Here is an 18,727-nt window from a genome sequence, read left to right on the forward strand (position 1 = left end):
TCCACAAAAATCGTTTTTTGTGTACTGCCGGCGCGCCTTGTGGGCGCGGCGGCCGTGGCGAGCAAAGCCAGCCTAGACCGCGGGGCCGGCCAGCTTCAATCCTTGGATACCCTAATGCCGCTTGCGTTCAGAGGCCCGGCACCACCTTGCCGGGGTTGAGCAGGTTGTGCGGGTCGAGCGCCTGCTTGACCAGGCGCATCGCGTCCACCGCCGCTTCACCGTGCTCGGCGAGCAGGAAGTCCTGCTTGCCGAAGCCGATGCCGTGCTCGCCGGTGCAGGTGCCGTCGAGTGCCAGTGCGCGCTCGACGATGTGCCGGTTGAGCGCCTCGGCGCGTTCGATCTCCGCCGCGTCCTGCGGATCGACCAGGATCAGGGTGTGGAAGTTGCCGTCGCCCACATGGCCGACGATGGGCGCGGTGAGTCCGCTGGCAGCGATGTCCGCGCGCGTGCCGGCTATCGCCTCGGCCAGGCGCGAGATCGGCACGCACACGTCGGTGGTGATGCCGCGGCAGCCGGGCTTGAGGTTGAGGCAGGCGAAGTAGGTGTCGTGGCGAGCCTGCCACAGGCGGCTGCGGTCCTCCGGCCGGGTGGCCCATTCAAAGTCCTCGCCGCCGTTGTCGCGTGCCAGTTCCTGCACGGTGGCGGCCTGCTCCTCGACCCCGGCGGGCGAACCGTGGAACTCGAAGAACAGCATCGGCGCCTCGCGCAGCGTGGTCTTGCTGTAGCGGTTGATCGCGGTCACGGTGAGGCTGTCGAGCAGCTCGATGCGCGCCACCGGCACGCCGAGCTGGATGGTCTGGATCACCGTGCGCACCGCGGCGTCCACGTCGGGGAAGGTGCAGATCGCCGCCGAGACCGCTTCCGGCAGCGGGTGCAGGCGCACGGTCAGTTCGGTGATCAGGCCCAGCGTGCCTTCCGAGCCGACCAGCAGCTTGGTGAGGTCGTAGCCGCTGGACGACTTGCGCGCCCGCCCGCCGGTGCGGATCACCCGGCCGTCGGCGAGCACCGCGGTCATGCCCAGCACGTTCTCGCGCATGGTGCCGTAGCGCACCGCGTTGGTGCCGGAGGCCCGGGTGGCGGCCATGCCGCCCAGCGAGGCGTCCGCGCCCGGGTCGATGGGGAAGAACAGCCCGCTGCCGTGCAGTTCGGCGTTGAGCTGCTTGCGGGTGACGCCGGGCTGGACCACCGCGTCCATGTCCTCGCCGTGTACCGCGAGCACCCGGTTCATCTCGGAGAAGTCGATGCTGATGCCGCCGCGGATGGCGAGGATGTGGCCTTCGAGCGAGCTGCCGACGCCATAGGGAACGATCGGCACCGCGTGCTCGGCGCAGGCCTTGACGATGGAGACGACCTCCTCGGTGCTGTGCGGAAAGACAACCGCGTCGGGCAGCGCATCGGGGAAGTGAGATTCATCGTGTCCGTGATGGGCGCGTACGCCCTCGGAGGTCGTGAAGCGCGCGCCGAACACGCTCGAAAGCGTGTCCACGAGAGTCTGTGGCAGGGGCCGGCGAATGTTGTCCACTGGGGTGTTCATGCAGATGCTCCATATGCTGCGGGCGTTGGGTTCGACTGACAATGCGCATTATCGTCCGTCAGGCGCTCCGCGTCCTGCGGTCCACGTGCCCGGAAGGGTGTAATACAGCGTACGCCGGATCGTGCATCTGCTAAAAAGGGAAGACGTCGCGAATCATGGCCGGGAGATGGTGCAAGCGGGACGTCGTCGCGAGAGGTGGTCGCGGTTGAACGTGTGAGAGAAAGTGTTTGACAGCGATCTCGTTAGCCTCTATAGTGCGGCGCTTCTCGCTTGGAGGGGTACCCAAGCGGTCAACGGGAGCAGACTGTAAATCTGCCGGCTCAGCCTTCGAAGGTTCGAATCCTTCCCCCTCCACCAAGTAGCTGTAGTGCGCCGGGTCTTCCTGGTGATGTGAGAAGTCTGGTGCATGTGGTGAGTGCGGGTCGTCTGCGTTGTGCGCGGGTGTAGCTCAATGGTAGAGCAGAAGCCTTCCAAGCTTACGACGAGGGTTCGATTCCCTTCACCCGCTCCAGGTTGTGAGAGTAGTAGGCGTTTTGGCAGTGCCCATGTAGCTCAGTGGTAGAGCACTCCCTTGGTAAGGGAGAGGCCACGTGTTCAATCCACGTCATGGGCACCATTCCCCTCTTCTCCGTCCTGGATGTTGAAGGTTTCCTTATTCCTGGTACTGACATTCAAGAGGTTTCGACATGGCGAAGGGTAAGTTCGAGCGGACCAAGCCGCACGTAAACGTTGGCACGATCGGCCACGTTGACCATGGCAAGACGACGCTGACGGCGGCGATCACCACGATCCTGTCGAAGAAGTTCGGTGGCGAGGCGAAGGCCTACGACCAGATCGACGCGGCGCCGGAAGAGAAGGCACGCGGCATCACCATCAACACCGCGCACGTCGAGTACGAGACCGAAACCCGTCACTACGCCCATGTGGACTGCCCGGGTCACGCCGACTACGTGAAGAACATGATTACCGGTGCCGCCCAGATGGACGGCGCCATCCTGGTGTGCTCGGCCGCTGACGGCCCGATGCCGCAGACCCGCGAGCACATCCTGCTGGCCCGTCAGGTCGGCGTGCCCTACATCATCGTCTTCCTGAACAAGTGCGACATGGTCGACGACGAAGAGCTGCTCGAGCTGGTCGAGATGGAAGTGCGCGAGCTGCTGTCCAAGTACGACTTCCCGGGCGACGACATTCCCATCGTCAAGGGCTCCGCGCTCAAGGCGCTCGAAGGCGACCAGTCGCCGATCGGCGAGCCGGCGATCCTGGAACTGGCCGCTGCGCTGGACTCCTACATCCCGACCCCGGAGCGCGCGATCGACAAGCCCTTCCTGCTGCCGATCGAAGACGTGTTCTCGATCTCCGGCCGCGGCACCGTGGTGACCGGTCGTGTCGAGCGCGGCATCGTCAAGGTTGGCGAGGAAATCGAGATCGTCGGCATCAAGCCCACCGTCAAGACCACCTGCACCGGCGTGGAAATGTTCCGCAAGCTGCTGGATCAGGGTCAGGCCGGTGACAACGTCGGCGTGCTGCTGCGCGGTACCAAGCGTGAAGACGTCGAGCGTGGCCAGGTGCTGGCCAAGCCGGGCTCCATCACCCCGCACACCCACTTCACCGGTGAAGTGTACGTGCTGAGCAAGGAAGAAGGCGGTCGTCACACCCCGTTCTTCAACAACTACCGTCCGCAGTTCTACTTCCGTACCACGGACGTGACCGGTTCGATCGTGCTGCCGGAAGGCACCGAGATGGTCATGCCGGGCGACAACGTGTCGATCACCGTCAAGCTGATCGCCCCGATCGCCATGGAAGAAGGTCTGCGTTTCGCGATCCGCGAAGGTGGTCGCACCGTCGGCGCCGGCGTCGTCGCCAAGGTCATCGAGTAATCCACAGCCGGATTGCCCGGTAATAAGCGCCCCTGAAAAGGGGCGCTTCGTAGTCTCTGCTGCAGGGGTATAGCTCAACTGGCAGAGCGTCGGTCTCCAAAACCGAAGGTTGGGGGTTCGATTCCCTCTGCCCCTGCCATTATTTCCGGATACAGATAACGTCGATGGCCGATAAGTTGAAGTTCGCGCTGGCTCTCGCCCTGGTTGCGGCCGGCGTGGTCGGCTTTTACCTGCTTGGCGAACAGCCGCTGGTGCTGCGTGTCCTCGCGGTTCTGGCTGGTGTGGGTGCCGGTGTCGGTGTTGCCGCGCTGTCCGAGCCGGGACGCCGCTTCATCGATTTCGCGCGCGAAGCAGTGGTCGAGACCAAGAAGGTCGTCTGGCCGTCGCGCAAGGAAACGGTGCAGACGACCGGTATCGTCTTCGCCTTCGTGGTCGTTATCGCGATCTTTCTGTGGCTGACCGACAAGAGCCTGGAGTGGGTGCTGTACGACCTGGTTCTGGGCTGGAAGTGATCATGACGAAGCGCTGGTACGTGGTGCACGCCTACTCCGGGTTCGAGAAGTCCGTTCAACGGGCGCTCGTCGACCGGATCAATCGCGCCGGCATGCAGGACATGTTCGGCCAGATCCTGGTGCCGGTCGAAGAGGTCGTCGAGATGAAGGGCGGCCAGAAGAGCATCTCCGAACGGAAGTTCTTCCCCGGCTACGTGCTCGTCGAGATGGAAATGAACGACGAGTCCTGGCACCTGGTGAAGTCCACCCCCAAGGTCACCGGGTTCGTCGGCGGTACCGCTACCAAGCCGACGCCGATCTCCGACAAGGAGGTCGACAAGATCATGCACCAGATGCAGGAAGGGGTGGAGAAGCCCCGTCCCAAGGTGCTGTTCGAGACCGGCGAGGTGGTGCGCGTCAAGGAAGGTCCGTTCACCGATTTCCACGGTTCGGTGGAAGACGTGAACTACGAGAAGAGCAAGCTGCGCGTGTCGGTGACCATCTTCGGTCGTGCCACGCCGGTGGAACTGGATTTCGCCCAGGTCGAGAAAACCTGAGCGTAGGCGGCGGGCGTGGGAACGTCCGCCGCATTTGCCCGTCAACGACGGGTCGAGCGAGGAGCGCCGGCAAGACCGGCGCGTTTGCACTCATAACAGGAGCATGCCTCAATGGCAAAGAAAATCATCGGCTACATCAAGCTGCAGGTGCCGGCCGGCAAGGCCAACCCCAGCCCCCCGATCGGTCCCGCGCTCGGTCAGCGCGGCCTGAACATCATGGAATTCTGCAAGGCCTTCAACGCCCAGACCCAAGGTCTGGAGCCGGGCCTGCCGATTCCGGTGGTGATCACGGCCTATGCCGACAAGAGCTTCACCTTCATCATGAAGACCCCGCCGGCCTCGGTGCTGATCAAGAAGGCCGCGAAGATCCAGAAGGGTTCGCCGAAGCCGCATACCGACAAGGTCGGCTCGATCACCCGTGCACAGGTCGAGGAAATCGCCAAGACCAAGATGAAGGATCTGACTGCTGCCGACCTCGAGGCCGCCGTGCGTACCATCGCCGGCTCCGCGCGCAGCATGGGCATCACCGTGGAGGGTCTCTGATCATGGCCAAGCTTTCCAAGCGCGTTCAGACCCTGCGTGCCAAGGTTGACCGCAACCGTACCTATTCCGTCACCGAAGCGCTGGCGCTGGTCAAGCAGTGCGCCACCGCCAAGTTCGACGAGTCGATCGACGTGTCCGTGAATCTCGGCGTCGATGCGCGCAAATCCGACCAGGTGGTGCGTGGCTCCGTGGTGCTGCCCGCCGGTACCGGCAAGACCGTGCGCGTCGCCGTGTTCGCCCAGGGCGACAAGGCCGAGGCCGCTCGTGCCGCGGGTGCCGACGTGGTCGGTTTCGAAGACCTCGCCGAGCAGGTCAAGGCCGGCAACATCGACTTCGATCTCTGCATCGCCACGCCGGACGCCATGCGCGTCGTCGGTCAGCTGGGCCAGATCCTCGGTCCGCGCGGCCTGATGCCGAACCCGAAGGTCGGCACCGTGACCATGGACGTGACCACCGCGGTCAAGAACGCCAAGGCCGGTCAGGTGCAGTACCGCACCGACAAGGCTGGCATCGTGCACGCCACCATCGGCCGCGCCTCGTTCGCCGACGAAGCACTGCAGCAGAACTTCAACGCACTGATCGACGCCCTGGTGAAGGCCAAGCCGGCGGCTTCCAAGGGTGTGTACCTGCGCAAGATTGCGCTCTCCAGCACCATGGGTGCCGGCGTGCGCGTCGAGCCGGGCAGCGTTACCGCCGCCTGACAGGGCGGCAGACAGAACTTTGGGCCGCCCCGGGGCTTCGGTTCCGGGGCGGATCGTCAAAGACCGCAGGTGCGGGAGTCCGCTTCCGCTTAAGCAATCCGGTTGGCCTGCGCAGACGGTGAGCCCAGAACAGGATACAGGTCGTCGTTTCGGCCGCTCTCCTGATCCAGGTCGCCGTGGGTGCGGATCGCCTTAGTGCGGTTCGCGTGTGGACTTGAAAGGAGGAAAGACCCGTGGGTCTCAATCTCGATGACAAGAAAGCCGTAGTGGCAGAGGTGTCGGCACAGGTTGCCAACGCCCAGACCATCGCGGTGGCCGAGTATCGCGGCATTGCGGTGGGCGATCTCACCGTGCTGCGTGCCAAGGCCCGCGAATCTGGCGTTTACCTGCGTGTGCTGAAGAACACCCTGGTGCGTCGCGCAATCGCCGATACCCCGTTTGCCGGGCTGTCCGACCAACTGGTCGGTCCGCTGATCTATGGCATTTCGGACGATCCGGTGGCTGCCGCCAAGGTGCTCAACGATTTCGCCAAGGGCAACGACAAGCTGGTGCTGAAGGCTGGTTCCTATGCGGGCAACGTGCTCGACAAGGCCGGCGTCCAGGCGCTCGCCTCGATCCCGAGCCGCGAAGAGCTGCTTGCTCGCCTGCTGGGCGTCATGCAGGCGCCGGTTTCCGGCTTCGCCTGCGCGATGGCCGCCCTCGCCAAGAAGCGCGAGGAAGAAGGCGCGGCAGCCTGAGCGCTCTGCACAACCGTTTTCAGATAAGTTTCGATTTTGGAGTGATTTGAAATGGCAATCAGCAAAGAAGATATCCTCGAAGCCGTTAGCGCGATGACCGTGATGGAACTGAACGACCTGGTCAAGGCGTTCGAAGAGAAGTTCGGTGTGTCCGCTGCCGCGATGGCCGTGGCTGCTCCGGGTGCCGGCGCTGCCGCTCCGGCCGCCGAAGAGAAGACCGAGTTCGACGTGATCCTGGCCGCTGCCGGCGACAAGAAGGTCGAGGTCATCAAGGTCGTCCGTGCCGCTACCGGCCTGGGCCTGAAGGAAGCCAAGGACGTGGTCGACGGTGCGCCGAAGGCTGTGAAGGAAGGCGTGTCCAAGGCCGACGCCGAAGCGCTGAAGAAGCAGCTGGAAGACGCGGGCGCGAAGGTCGAGATCAAGTAATCTCGCGTTTGCCCCTGGGGGCTGGCGCTCGTATGAGCGCCGGCCCTTTCGTGCTTTCTGCTCGCAGGAAGCCAGAATACAGCGTCCCGGCCGGTGTGCCGGTGGCAAGAGACCCTTTCGGGGCGCCGTCTTCTGTTTTTTGTTTGTCCGACGTCTGACCTCTACCCGGAGCATCCATGGCGTATTCCTACACCGAAAAGAAGCGTATCCGCAAGAGCTTCGCCAAGCGCAAAGCCGTGCTGGATGTGCCTTTCCTGCTCGCCACCCAGATCGAGTCGTTCGCGGCCTTCCTGCAGGCTGAAACGCCGCCGGAGTCCCGCGTGAACCAGGGCCTGCAGGCCGCGTTCAGCTCCATCTTCCCGATCTCCAGCCACAGTGGCAACGCCCGGCTCGAGTTTGTCCAGTACATGCTCGGCGAGCCCGCGTTCGACGTGAAGGAGTGCCAGCAGCGCGGCCTGACCTTCGCCTCGCCGCTGCGTGCGCGCGTGCGCCTGGTGATCATGGATCGCGATGCGCCGAAGGAGACCATCAAGGAGGTCAAGGAGCAGGAGGTCTACATGGGCGAGATCCCGCTCATGACCACCACCGGCTCCTTCGTCATCAACGGCACCGAGCGGGTCATCGTTTCCCAGCTGCACCGTTCGCCGGGCGTTTTCTTCGAGCACGACCGCGGCAAGACCCACTCCTCGGGCAAGCTGCTGTTCTCGGCGCGCATCATCCCCTACCGCGGCTCCTGGCTGGACTTCGAGTTCGATCCGAAGGACTACCTGTACTTCCGCGTCGACCGTCGTCGCAAGATGCCGGTGTCGATCCTGCTGCGCGCGATCGGCATGACCCCGGAAGAGATCCTCGAGACCTTCCACGACTTCGACGACTTCCATCTGTCGGGCGAGTCGGTGCTGTTCACCGTGGTGCCGGACCGCCTGCGCGGCGAAGTGGCACGCTTCGACATCACCGCGCCGGACGGCAAGCTGATTGTGGCGCGCGACAAGCGCATCACCGCCAAGCACATCCGCGAGCTGGACCAGGCCGGCGTGACCCGCCTGGCCGTACCCGAGGACTTCCTCCTCGGCCGCATCCTGGCGCGCAATGTCGTCGATGCCGAGACCGGCGAGCTGGTCGCGCGGGCCAACGACGAGATCACCGAAGAGCTCCTCGCCAAGCTGCGTGATGCAGGGGTGAGCGACATTCAGACCCTGTATGTGAACGACCTCGATCGCGGCGCGTACATCTCTTCGACGCTGCGCATCGACGAGACCGCCGACCAGTGGGCGGCCAAGGTCGCCATCTACCGCATGATGCGTCCGGGCGAGCCGCCCACCGAGGACGCCGTCGAGGCGCTGTTCCAGGGCCTGTTCTACGCCGAGGAGCGCTACGACCTGTCCTCCGTCGGCCGTATGAAGTTCAACCGCCGCGCCTACCCGGAGAAGATCGACGACAAGACCCCCGGCTGGCTCAAGCGCTTCTACGACCGTGTCGGACCGCAGGGCGAGGAAGGCGCCGGCACGCTGGCGAACGAGGACATCCTGGCGGTCATCGGCGTGCTGGTCGAGCTGCGCAACGGTCGCGGCGAGATCGACGACATCGACCACCTCGGCAACCGCCGCGTGCGTTCGGTGGGCGAACTCGCGGAGAACCAGTTCCGTGCCGGCCTGGTGCGCGTCGAGCGCGCGGTCAAGGAGCGCCTGTCGCAGGCCGAGTCCGACAACCTGATGCCCCATGACCTGATCAACGCCAAGCCGATCTCGGCGGCGATCAAGGAGTTCTTCGGCTCCAGCCAGCTCTCCCAGTTCATGGACCAGACCAACCCGCTGTCCGAGATCACCCACAAGCGCCGCGTCTCGGCGCTCGGCCCGGGCGGTCTGACGCGCGAGCGTGCCGGCTTCGAGGTGCGCGACGTGCATCCGACCCATTACGGCCGCGTGTGCCCGATCGAGACCCCGGAAGGTCCGAACATCGGCCTGATCAACTCGCTCGCGGTGTATGCCCGCACCAACCGTCACGGCTTCCTCGAGACGCCGTACCGCAAGGTGACGGACGGCAAGGTCACCGATCAGATCGATTTCCTGTCGGCGATCGAGGAAGGTCAGTACGTCATCGCACAGGCGAACGCTGAGATCGACGCTAACGGCATGCTAGATGGCGACTTGGTGTCCTGCCGCCACAAGGGCGAATTCACCCTGGCGACCGCCGACCAGGTGCAGTACATGGACGTGGCGCCGGGCCAGATCGTCTCGGTGGCGGCCTCGCTGATCCCCTTCCTGGAGCACGACGACGCGAACCGCGCACTGATGGGCGCCAACATGCAGCGCCAGGCCGTGCCTTGCCTGCGTCCGGAGAAGCCGCTGGTCGGTACCGGCATTGAGCGCACCGTGGCGGTCGACTCGGGCACCGCGGTGCAGGCGCTGCGCGGCGGCGTGGTCGACTATGTCGATTCCAGCCGTATCGTGGTGCGGGTCAATGACGACGAGAACGTCGCCGGCCAGGTCGGCGTCGACATCTACAACCTGATCAAGTACTCGCGTTCCAACCAGAACACCAACATCAACCAGCGTCCGATCGTGAAGGTCGGCGACAAGATCGCCAAGGGCGACGTGGTGGCCGACGGCGCCTCCACCGACCTGGGCGAACTGGCGCTCGGCCAGAACATGCTGGTGGCGTTCATGCCGTGGAACGGCTACAACTTCGAAGACTCCATCCTGCTCTCCGAGCGCGTGGTGGCCGAAGACCGCTTCACCTCGATCCACATCGAAGAGCTGACCGTGGTCGCCCGCGACACCAAGCTCGGACCCGAGGAAATCACCCGCGACATCGCGTCGCTGGGTGAAGCGCAGCTGTCCCGTCTGGACGAGTCCGGCATCGTGTACATCGGTGCCGAAGTCGAAGCTGGCGACGTGCTGGTGGGCAAGGTCACGCCGAAGGGCGAGACCCAGCTGACCCCGGAAGAGAAGCTGCTGCGCGCGATCTTCGGCGAGAAGGCCTCCGACGTGAAGGACACCTCGCTGCGCGTACCGGCCGGCATGGTCGGCACCGTGATCGACGTGCAGGTGTTCACCCGCGAGGGCATCGAGCGCGACAAGCGTGCCCAGTCGATCATCGACGACATGCTGCGCAGCTTCAAGACCGACCTCGCCGACCAGATGCGCATCGTCGAGCGCGACGCCTTCGCCCGTCTGCGCCGGCAAATCGTCGGCCAGAAGGCCAACGGCGGTCCGAAGAAGCTCGCCAAGGGCACCGAGGTCACCGACGCCTACCTGGACCAGCTCGAGCCCTACCACTGGTTCGACATCCGCATGGCCAACGAAGACCTGGCCGCGCAGCTGGAAGCGGTGCGCGAAGGTCTGGAGAAGACCCGCAAGGACTTCGACAGCGCCTTCGAGATCAAGAAGAAGAAGCTCACCCAGGGCGACGAGCTGCCCCCGGGCGTGCAGAAGATGGTCAAGGTCTACCTTGCCGTCAAGCGCCGCCTGCAGCCCGGCGACAAGATGGCGGGCCGCCACGGTAACAAGGGCGTGGTCTCGCGCATCGTGCCGGTCGAGGACATGCCGTACATGGAAGACGGCACCCCGGTGGACATCGTGCTCAACCCGCTCGGCGTGCCGTCGCGGATGAACATCGGCCAGATCCTCGAGACCCACCTGGGCTGGGCCGCCAAGGGACTGGGCCAGAAGATCGACCGGATGATGCGGGCCAATGCCGCGGTGCAGGAGGTGCGCAGCCTGCTGGAGCAGATCTATAACGAAAGCGGCACGGCGGAAGATATTGCTTCGCTGGCCGACAACGAAGTGGTCGAGCTGGCGTCCAACCTGTCCAAGGGTGTGCCGTTCGCCTCGCCGGTGTTCGACGGTGCCAAGGAAGAAGAGATCGGCAAGATGCTCGAGCTGGCCGGTCTGCCGGTCGGCGGCCAGGTCACGCTCTACGACGGACGCACCGGTGAGGCCTTCGAGCGCAAGGTAACCGTGGGCTACAAGCACGTGTTGAAGCTGCACCACCTGGTCGATGACAAGATGCACGCGCGTTCCACCGGCCCGTACTCGCTGGTCACCCAGCAGCCGCTGGGCGGCAAGGCGCAGTTCGGCGGTCAGCGTTTCGGCGAGATGGAAGTGTGGGCGCTGGAAGCCTACGGCGCGGCCTACACGCTGCAGGAAATGCTCACCGTCAAGTCGGACGACGTCACCGGCCGGACCAAGGTGTACGAGAACATCGTCAAGGGCGAGCACAAGATCGATGCCGGCATGCCGGAATCCTTCAACGTGCTGGTGAAGGAAATCCGCTCCCTGGCGATCGACATCGACCTGGACCGCTACTAAGAATCCGGCCACGGGCCGGCCGCTCGGATCGGAGGCATTACTGCCCGATCCGGCCGGCCGGCCCGGCCCCACTCCTCGCTGGAGAAATTGATGAAGAGCTTGCTCGCTGACCTGTTCAAGCAAACCCTGCCGAACGAGGAAGAGTTCGACGCGATCACGATCGGCCTGGCCTCCCCGGACAAGGTCCGTTCCTGGTCCTACGGGGAAGTCAAGAAACCCGAAACCATCAACTACCGCACCTTCAAGCCGGAGCGCGACGGCCTGTTCTGCGCCAAGATCTTCGGCCCGGTGAAGGACTACGAGTGCCTGTGCGGCAAGTACAAGCGCCTCAAGCACCGCGGCGTGATTTGCGAGAAGTGCGGCGTCGAGGTGACCCTGTCCAAGGTGCGCCGCGAGCGCATGGGCCACATCGAGCTGGCCTCGCCGGTCGCCCACATCTGGTTCCTGAAGAGCCTGCCGAGCCGTCTCGGCATGGTGCTCGACATGACCCTGCGCGACATCGAGCGCGTGCTCTACTTCGAAGCCTTCGTGGTGGTCGAGCCGGGCATGACCCCGCTGAACCGCGCGCAGTTGCTGACCGAAGACGACTACCTCGCCAAGGTCGAGGAGTACGGTGACGACTTCGACGCCGTGATGGGCGCCGAGGGCATCCGCGAGCTGCTGCGCACGCTGGACGTGAACCTCGAGATCGAGAAGCTGCGCGGCGAGTTGGAGACCACCAGCTCCGAGGCCAAGATCAAGAAGTTCTCCAAGCGCCTTAAGGTGCTCGAGGCCTTCCAGCAGTCGGGCATCAAGCCCGAGTGGATGATCCTGGAAGTGCTGCCGGTGCTGCCGCCGGACCTGCGTCCGCTGGTGCCGCTGGACGGTGGCCGTTTCGCCACCTCGGACCTGAACGACCTGTACCGCCGCGTCATCAACCGTAACAACCGCCTGAAGCGCCTGCTGGAGCTCAAGGCGCCCGAGATCATCGTGCGCAACGAGAAGCGCATGCTGCAGGAAGCCGTCGACTCGCTGCTCGACAACGGCCGCCGCGGCAAGGCCATGACCGGCGCCAACAAGCGTCCGCTGAAGTCGCTGGCCGACATGATCAAGGGCAAGGGCGGCCGCTTCCGCCAGAACCTGCTGGGCAAGCGCGTCGACTACTCGGGCCGTTCGGTCATCGTGGTGGGCCCGCAGCTCAAGCTGCACCAGTGCGGCCTGCCCAAGCTGATGGCGCTGGAACTGTTCAAGCCCTTCATCTTCAACAAGCTGGAGCTGATGGGTCTCGCGACCACCATCAAGCAGGCCAAGAAGATGGTGGAGAGCCAGGAGCCGGTGGTGTGGGACATCCTCGAAGAGGTGATCCGCGAGCATCCGGTGATGCTCAACCGCGCCCCGACCCTGCACCGCCTCGGCATCCAGGCTTTCGAGCCGGTGCTGATCGAAGGCAAGGCGATCCAGCTCCACCCGCTGGTCTGCGTGGCCTTCAACGCCGACTTCGACGGCGACCAGATGGCCGTCCACGTCCCGCTGTCGCTGGAAGCGCAGATGGAAGCCCGCACCCTGATGCTGGCCTCCAACAACGTGCTGTCGCCGGCCAACGGCGAGCCGATCATCGTGCCGTCGCAGGACATCGTGCTGGGCCTGTACTACGCCACCCGCGAGGCGGTGAACGCCCCGGGCGAAGGCATGCTGATGGCCGACGTGTCGGAAGTGAAGCGCGCCTACGAGTCCAAGCAGATCTCGCTGCACGCCCGCGTCTCGGTGCGCCTGAAGGAGATCGAGGTGACGCCGGAAGGCGAGCACCGCGAGAAGATCACGCGCTACGACACCACCGCCGGCCGTGCCATCCTGTCCGAGATCCTGCCCCCGGGACTGCCCTTCAGCGTCATCGACAAGCCGCTGAAGAAGAAGGAGATCTCCCGCCTGATCAACGCCTCCTTCCGCCGCTGCGGGTTGCGCGCGACGGTGATCTTCGCCGACAAGCTGATGCAGTTCGGCTACGCGCTGGCGACCCGCGCGGGCATCTCGATCGCGGTCAAGGACATGCTGGTGCCGCAGCTCAAGGACGAGCTGATCCGCGCCGCCGAGGCCGAGGTGAAGGAGATCGCCCAGCAGTACACCTCCGGTCTGGTGACCGATGGCGAGCGCTACAACAAGGTGGTCGACATCTGGGGCCGTTGCGGCGACCAGGTGGCCAAGGCGATGATGGAGCAGCTCGGTCACGAGCCGGTGACCGATCGTGAGGGCAAGGAGACCAAGCAGGAGTCCTTCAACTCGATCTACATGATGGCCGACTCCGGCGCGCGTGGCTCTGCCGCGCAGATCCGCCAGCTGGCCGGTATGCGGGGCCTGATGGCCAAGCCGGACGGCTCCATCATCGAGACGCCGATCACCACCAACTTCCGCGAAGGCCTGAACGTTCTGCAGTACTTCATCTCGACGCACGGCGCCCGTAAGGGTCTGGCCGATACCGCGCTGAAGACCGCGAACTCCGGTTACCTGACCCGCCGTCTGGTGGACGTGACCCAGGATCTGGTGGTCATCGAGGACGATTGCGGCACCCGCGAGGGCTTCAACATGAAGGCCCTGATCGAGGGCGGTGAAGTCGTCGAGCCGCTGCGCGAGCGCATCCTCGGCCGCGTGTGTGCCGAGGACGTGGTCAACCCCGATACCCAGGAAACCGCGATCGAGGCCGGTTCGCTGCTCGACGAGGACATGGTCGACCTGATCGAGAGCCTCGGCATCGACGAGGTGAAGGTGCGCACGCCGCTGACCTGCGAGACCCGTTACGGCCTGTGCGCCAAGTGCTACGGCCGCGACCTGGGCCGCGGGCAGATGGTCAACTCCGGCGAAGCGGTCGGCGTGATCGCTGCCCAGTCGATCGGCGAGCCGGGCACCCAGCTGACCATGCGGACCTTCCACGTCGGTGGTGCGGCTTCCCGGGCCGCGTCGGCGAGCGGTGTGGAGGCCAAGTCCACCGGCACCATCCGCTTCGCAGGCAACATGCGCTATGTGGCCAATGCGAAGGGCGAGAAGATCGTCATCGCACGTTCCGCCGAGCTGGTGGTGGCCGACGAGATGGGCCGCGAGCGCGAGCGTCACAAGCTGCCCTACGGCGCCACCCTGATGGTGGACGACGGCATGGCGATCAAGGCCGGCACGCAGCTGGCCAGCTGGGATCCGCACACCCGTCCGATCATCACCGAGTACGCCGGTACGGTGAAGTTCGAGAACGTCGAGGAAGGCGTCACCGTCGCCAAGCAGATCGACGAGGTCACCGGCCTGTCGACCCTGGTGGTGATCGACGCCAAGCGCCGTTCGAGCTCCTCCACCGCCAAGGGCGTGCGTCCGCAGGTCAAGCTGCTGGACGAGAACGGCGAGGAGATGAAGATCGCCGGTACCGACCACGCGGTGGCCATCACCTTCCAGGTCGGTTCGCTGATCACCGTGAAGGACGGCCAGCAGGTGGGCGTGGGCGACGTGCTCGCCCGCATCCCGCAGGAATCCGCCAAGACCCGCGACATTACCGGTGGTCTGCCGCGCGTGGCCGAGCTGTTCGAAGCGCGTTCGCCGAAGGACGCCGGCCTGCTGGCCGAGTACACCGGCACCGTGTCGTTCGGCAAGGACACCAAGGGCAAGCAGCGTCTGGTGATCACCGAGCCGGACGGCCAGGTGCACGAGTTCCTGATCCCGAAGGACAAGCACCTGATGGTGCACGACGGGCAGGTGGTGAACAAGGGCGAACTCATCGTCGACGGTCCGGCCGATCCGCACGACATCCTGCGTCTGCAGGGCATCGAGGCGCTGGCGCACTACATCATCGACGAGGTGCAGGACGTCTATCGTCTGCAGGGTGTGAAGATCAACGACAAGCACATCGAGGTGATCGTCCGCCAGATGCTGCGTCGCGTGGTCATTACCGATCCGGGCGATACCAAGTTCATCCGCGAGGAGCAGGTCGAACGCTCCGAGGTGCTGGACGAGAACGACCGCATGGAAGCCGAGGGCAAGCTGCCGGCGCAGTACGAGAACGTGCTGCTGGGCATCACCAAGGCCTCGCTGTCCACCGACTCCTTCATCTCTGCGGCGTCCTTCCAGGAAACCACCCGCGTGCTGACCGAAGCGGCGATCATGGGCAAGCGCGACGAACTGCGCGGCCTGAAGGAAAACGTCATCGTCGGTCGACTGATCCCCGCAGGTACCGGCCTTGCGTACCATCGCAACCGCCGGGCGCAGGGCGATGGAGAAGACCTGGCTGCCGAACACGCCTGGCCCGCCACCGAGAACGTTGCGGTGGAAGGTCAGGATGTGGAAGCCAGTTGACGGGAAACGGGGTATTGAACTAAACTCCGGCCTCTTTTTGTGGACTGACCAATCGTAGTCGGTCTCAGCCGGAATAATCCGCCCGAGGCGGCCCGAAGCGGCTGCCTCGGTTTTTTGGGAAATTCTTAAGCTATGCCAACAATCAATCAGCTCGTCCGCAAGCCGCGGGAAATCGCCGTTACCAAGAGCAAGGTGCCGGCCCTGGAAGCGTGCCCTCAGCGGCGCGGTGTGTGCACCCGTGTGTACACCACGACCCCGAAAAAGCCGAACTCCGCGCTGCGTAAAGTGGCCAAGGTTCGTCTGACCAATGGTTTTGAGGTCATCTCGTACATCGGCGGTGAGGGTCACAACCTTCAGGAGCACTCCGTGGTGCTGATCCGCGGCGGTCGTGTGAAGGACTTGCCGGGTGTGCGTTACCACATCGTGCGCGGTTCCCTCGATCTGCAGGGCGTCAAGGACCGGAAGCAGTCGCGCTCGAAGTACGGCGCCAAGCGTCCGAAGAAAGCCTGATTGCCGGCATCTAATAAATAGCGAGAGATTGTCATGCCACGTCGTCGTGAAGTACCCAAGCGTGAAGTCCTGGCTGATCCCAAGTTCGGGTCGCAGGATGTGTCCAAGTTCATCAACGTGATCATGCAGGCCGGCAAGAAGTCGGTTGCCGAGCGCATCGTCTATGGTGCGTTCGATCAGATCTCCAACAAGGCCGGCAAGGACCCGTTGGAAGTGTTCTCTGCAGCGATCGCCAACGTCAAGCCGGTCGTCGAGGTGAAGAGCCGTCGCGTCGGTGGCGCGAACTACCAGGTTCCGGTCGAAGTCCGTCCGTCCCGTCGCATGGCGCTGTCCATGCGCTGGCTGCGCGAGGCTGCCCGCAAGCGTGCCGAGAAGTCGATGGCCCAACGTCTGGCCGGGGAGCTGCTCGAGGCGGCGGAAGGTCGCGGTTCGGCGATGAAGAAGCGCGAAGAAGTCCACCGCATGGCCGAGGCCAACAAGGCGTTCTCGCACTACCGGTTCTGAGTCTTCGTTCCGGTAGTGATTCGAGCCCTGAGAAGGGCTCGATTGTTTTGTAACGCAACATTCAAACAAATCGTGCCGCCGGCGCGATTCAGGAAAGGCAGGAATACACCGTGGCTCGCAAGACACCCATCGAGCGTTACCGCAACATCGGTATCTCCGCTCACATCGACGCCGGCAAGACCACCACGACCGAGCGCATCCTCTTCTACACCGGTGTGAACCACAAGATCGGTGAAGTGCATGACGGCGCTGCCACCATGGACTGGATGGCGCAGGAGCAGGAGCGCGGCATCACCATCACTTCCGCAGCAACGACCTGCTTCTGGAAGGGGATGGAGATGAACTATCCCGAGCACCGCTTCAACATCATCGACACCCCGGGGCACGTGGACTTCACCATCGAAGTCGAGCGCTCCATGCGTGTGCTCGACGGTGCTTGCATGGTGTATTGCGCCGTGGGTGGCGTGCAGCCGCAGTCCGAAACCGTGTGGCGCCAGGCTACCAAGTACAAGGTGCCGCGTCTGGCCTTCGTGAACAAGATGGACCGTTCCGGCGCGAACTTCTTCAAGGTCGTCGACCAGATGAAGACCCGCCTGATGGCCAATCCTGTGCCCATCGTTATTCCGATCGGCGCCGAGGACACCTTTGCTGGCGTGGTCGACCTGATCAAGATGAAAGCGATCATCTGGGACGAGGCCTCCCAGGGCATGAAGTTCGACTATCGCGACATTCCGGCCGAACTCCAGGGCGAGGCCGAGAAGTGGCGCGAGCAGATGCTCGAGGCGGCCGCCGAGGCTTCCGAAGAGCTGATGAACGAGTACCTCGAGAACGGCGACCTGCCCGAAGATAAGATCAAGCTCGGCCTGCGTCTGCGCACCATCGCCTGCGAGATCCAGCCGATGCTGTGCGGCACCGCCTTCAAGAACAAGGGCGTGCAGCGCATGCTGGACGCGGTCATCGATTTCCTGCCGTCGCCGATCGACATCCCGCCGGTGCAGGGTACCGACGACGACGAGAAGGAAGTCTCCCGCCGTGCCGACGACGGCGAGAAGTTCTCCGCGCTGGCGTTCAAGCTGATGACCGATCCCTTCGTTGGTCAGCTGACCTTCGTGCGCGTGTATTCCGGCGTGCTGGAATCCGGCTCCACCGTGCTGAACTCGGTCAAGGGCAAGAAGGAGCGCATCGGCCGTATCCTGCAGATGCACGCCAACGAGCGCCAGGAGATCAAGGAAGTGCTGGCCGGCGACATCGCCGCGGTCGTGGGTCTGAAGGAAGTCACCACCGGTGAGACCCTGTGCGACCCCAGCGCGCCGATCATCCTCGAGCGCATGGTCTTCCCGGATCCGGTGATTCACGTCGCCGTCGAGCCGAAGACCAAGAGCGACCAGGAGAAGATGGGTATCGCCCTGTCCCGCCTGGCGGCCGAGGATCCGTCCTTCCGCGTGCGCACCGACGAGGAGTCCGGCCAGACCATCATCTCCGGCATGGGCGAGCTGCACCTCGAGATCATCGTCGACCGCATGAAGCGTGAGTTCAACGTCGAAGCCAACGTGGGTGCTCCGCAGGTGGCCTACCGCGAAACCATCCGCAAGGCGGTGACCGACGTCGAAGGCAAGTTCGTCAAGCAGTCCGGCGGCCGCGGCCAGTACGGTCACGTCGTCATCAACCTCGAGCCGTCCGAGCAGGGCAAGGGCTACGAGTTCGTGGACGCCATCAAGGGCGGCGTGGTGCCGCGCGAGTACATCCCCGCGGTGGACAAGGGCATCCAGGACACCCTGCCGAACGGCGTGCTGGCCGGCTTCCCGGTGGTGGACGTCAAGGTCACCCTGCAGTTCGGTTCCTACCACGACGTCGACTCCAACGAAAACGCCTTCAAGATGGCGGGTTCGATGGCCTTCAAGGAGGCCATGCGCCGCGCCAACCCGGTGCTGCTCGAGCCGATGATGGCGGTCGTGGTGGAGACGCCGGAAGACTACATGGGTAACGTGATGGGCGACCTCTCCGGTCGTCGCGGCATCGTCCAGGGCATGGACGACATCCCCGGCGGCATGAAGGAGATCAAGGCCGAGGTGCCGCTGGCCGAAATGTTCGGCTACGCGACCTCGCTGCGTTCCCTGACCCAGGGTCGCGCGACCTATTCGATGGAATTCAAGCATTACGCCGAAGCGCCGAAGAACGTGGCCGAGGCGGTCATCAACAATCGCAAGTAATCTGCTGAATCAACGAGGAAAG

At 64.2% G+C, this 18,727-nt stretch carries 13 protein-coding genes and 4 tRNA genes; 16 read left to right on the forward strand and 1 reads right to left on the reverse strand.

Going from position 1 to position 18,727, the window contains the following annotated elements:
- Positions 1-127: 127 nt before the first annotated feature.
- Positions 128-1,486 carry an FAD-binding oxidoreductase gene (locus IAI53_RS15420; RefSeq protein WP_432813925.1) on the reverse strand — a complete coding sequence of 453 codons (1,359 nt, stop codon included), beginning with the start codon at positions 1,484-1,486 and terminating at the stop codon, positions 128-130.
- Between the two features lie 320 nt (positions 1,487-1,806).
- Here IAI53_RS15420 and IAI53_RS15425 point away from each other — a divergent pair.
- From IAI53_RS15425 to fusA, 16 genes are all read left to right on the forward strand, one after another.
- Positions 1,807-1,891, forward strand: a tRNA-Tyr gene (locus IAI53_RS15425).
- A gap of 80 nt (positions 1,892-1,971) precedes the next feature.
- Positions 1,972-2,045, forward strand: a tRNA-Gly gene (locus IAI53_RS15430).
- A gap of 30 nt (positions 2,046-2,075) precedes the next feature.
- Positions 2,076-2,150, forward strand: a tRNA-Thr gene (locus tag IAI53_RS15435).
- Positions 2,151-2,220: 70 nt separating this feature from the next.
- Positions 2,221-3,411 carry an elongation factor Tu gene (gene tuf / locus IAI53_RS15440; RefSeq protein ID WP_187719049.1) on the forward strand — a complete coding sequence of 397 codons (1,191 nt, stop codon included), beginning with the start codon at positions 2,221-2,223 and terminating at the stop codon, positions 3,409-3,411.
- Positions 3,412-3,474: 63 nt separating this feature from the next.
- Positions 3,475-3,550: transfer RNA gene (locus tag IAI53_RS15445), tRNA-Trp, on the forward strand.
- Positions 3,551-3,575: 25 nt separating this feature from the next.
- Positions 3,576-3,923 (forward strand): preprotein translocase subunit SecE, encoded by a 348-nt coding sequence (gene secE / locus IAI53_RS15450; protein ID WP_187719050.1) that lies wholly within the window; start codon positions 3,576-3,578, stop codon positions 3,921-3,923.
- Between the two features lie 2 nt (positions 3,924-3,925).
- Positions 3,926-4,459, forward strand: a complete 534-nt coding sequence (nusG, locus tag IAI53_RS15455; RefSeq protein ID WP_187719051.1) for a transcription termination/antitermination protein NusG — start codon at positions 3,926-3,928, stop codon at positions 4,457-4,459.
- 111 nt (positions 4,460-4,570) lie between these two features.
- Entirely contained in the window at positions 4,571-5,002 is a 432-nt protein-coding gene (gene rplK / locus IAI53_RS15460) for a 50S ribosomal protein L11 (protein ID WP_187719052.1), read from the forward strand.
- Between the two features lie 2 nt (positions 5,003-5,004).
- Positions 5,005-5,703 carry a 50S ribosomal protein L1 gene (gene rplA, locus IAI53_RS15465; RefSeq protein ID WP_187719053.1) on the forward strand — a complete coding sequence of 233 codons (699 nt, stop codon included), beginning with the start codon at positions 5,005-5,007 and terminating at the stop codon, positions 5,701-5,703.
- Positions 5,704-5,936: 233 nt separating this feature from the next.
- Complete coding sequence (rplJ, locus tag IAI53_RS15470) at positions 5,937-6,440, forward strand: 50S ribosomal protein L10 (protein ID WP_187719054.1); 504 nt, start codon at positions 5,937-5,939, stop codon at positions 6,438-6,440.
- Between the two features lie 51 nt (positions 6,441-6,491).
- Entirely contained in the window at positions 6,492-6,866 is a 375-nt protein-coding gene (gene rplL, locus IAI53_RS15475) for a 50S ribosomal protein L7/L12 (protein WP_187719055.1), read from the forward strand.
- Between the two features lie 176 nt (positions 6,867-7,042).
- Entirely contained in the window at positions 7,043-11,176 is a 4,134-nt protein-coding gene (gene rpoB / locus IAI53_RS15480; RefSeq protein ID WP_187719056.1) for a DNA-directed RNA polymerase subunit beta, read from the forward strand.
- A 90-nt stretch (positions 11,177-11,266) separates the two neighbouring features.
- Positions 11,267-15,481 (forward strand): DNA-directed RNA polymerase subunit beta', encoded by a 4,215-nt coding sequence (gene rpoC / locus IAI53_RS15485; protein ID WP_187719057.1) that lies wholly within the window; start codon positions 11,267-11,269, stop codon positions 15,479-15,481.
- Between the two features lie 132 nt (positions 15,482-15,613).
- A complete protein-coding gene (gene rpsL / locus IAI53_RS15490; protein ID WP_187719058.1) occupies positions 15,614-15,991 on the forward strand; it encodes a 30S ribosomal protein S12 in 378 nt (125 codons plus the stop codon).
- Positions 15,992-16,024: 33 nt separating this feature from the next.
- Entirely contained in the window at positions 16,025-16,495 is a 471-nt protein-coding gene (rpsG, locus tag IAI53_RS15495) for a 30S ribosomal protein S7 (RefSeq protein WP_187719059.1), read from the forward strand.
- A gap of 110 nt (positions 16,496-16,605) precedes the next feature.
- Positions 16,606-18,705: an elongation factor G gene (gene fusA, locus IAI53_RS15500; RefSeq protein ID WP_187719060.1), complete on the forward strand. Its 2,100-nt coding sequence runs from the start codon at positions 16,606-16,608 to the stop codon at positions 18,703-18,705.
- The last annotated feature ends 22 nt before the right edge of the window (positions 18,706-18,727 follow it).

It is taken from the genome of Thauera sedimentorum, assembly GCF_014489115.1.
GTDB classification, from domain to species: Bacteria; Pseudomonadota; Gammaproteobacteria; order Burkholderiales; family Rhodocyclaceae; genus Pseudothauera; species Pseudothauera sedimentorum.

Coding starts and splice junctions, on each gene's coding strand:
- tuf (WP_187719049.1), top strand. CDS start 2,221: ATGGCGAAGGGTAAGTTCGAGCGGACCAAGCCGCACGTAAACGTTGGC.
- secE (WP_187719050.1), top strand. CDS start 3,576: ATGGCCGATAAGTTGAAGTTCGCGCTGGCTCTCGCCCTGGTTGCGGCC.
- nusG (WP_187719051.1), top strand. CDS start 3,926: ATGACGAAGCGCTGGTACGTGGTGCACGCCTACTCCGGGTTCGAGAAG.
- rplK (WP_187719052.1), top strand. CDS start 4,571: ATGGCAAAGAAAATCATCGGCTACATCAAGCTGCAGGTGCCGGCCGGC.
- rplA (WP_187719053.1), top strand. CDS start 5,005: ATGGCCAAGCTTTCCAAGCGCGTTCAGACCCTGCGTGCCAAGGTTGAC.
- rplL (WP_187719055.1), top strand. CDS start 6,492: ATGGCAATCAGCAAAGAAGATATCCTCGAAGCCGTTAGCGCGATGACC.
- rpoB (WP_187719056.1), top strand. CDS start 7,043: ATGGCGTATTCCTACACCGAAAAGAAGCGTATCCGCAAGAGCTTCGCC.
- rpoC (WP_187719057.1), top strand. CDS start 11,267: ATGAAGAGCTTGCTCGCTGACCTGTTCAAGCAAACCCTGCCGAACGAG.
- rpsL (WP_187719058.1), top strand. CDS start 15,614: ATGCCAACAATCAATCAGCTCGTCCGCAAGCCGCGGGAAATCGCCGTT.
- rpsG (WP_187719059.1), top strand. CDS start 16,025: ATGCCACGTCGTCGTGAAGTACCCAAGCGTGAAGTCCTGGCTGATCCC.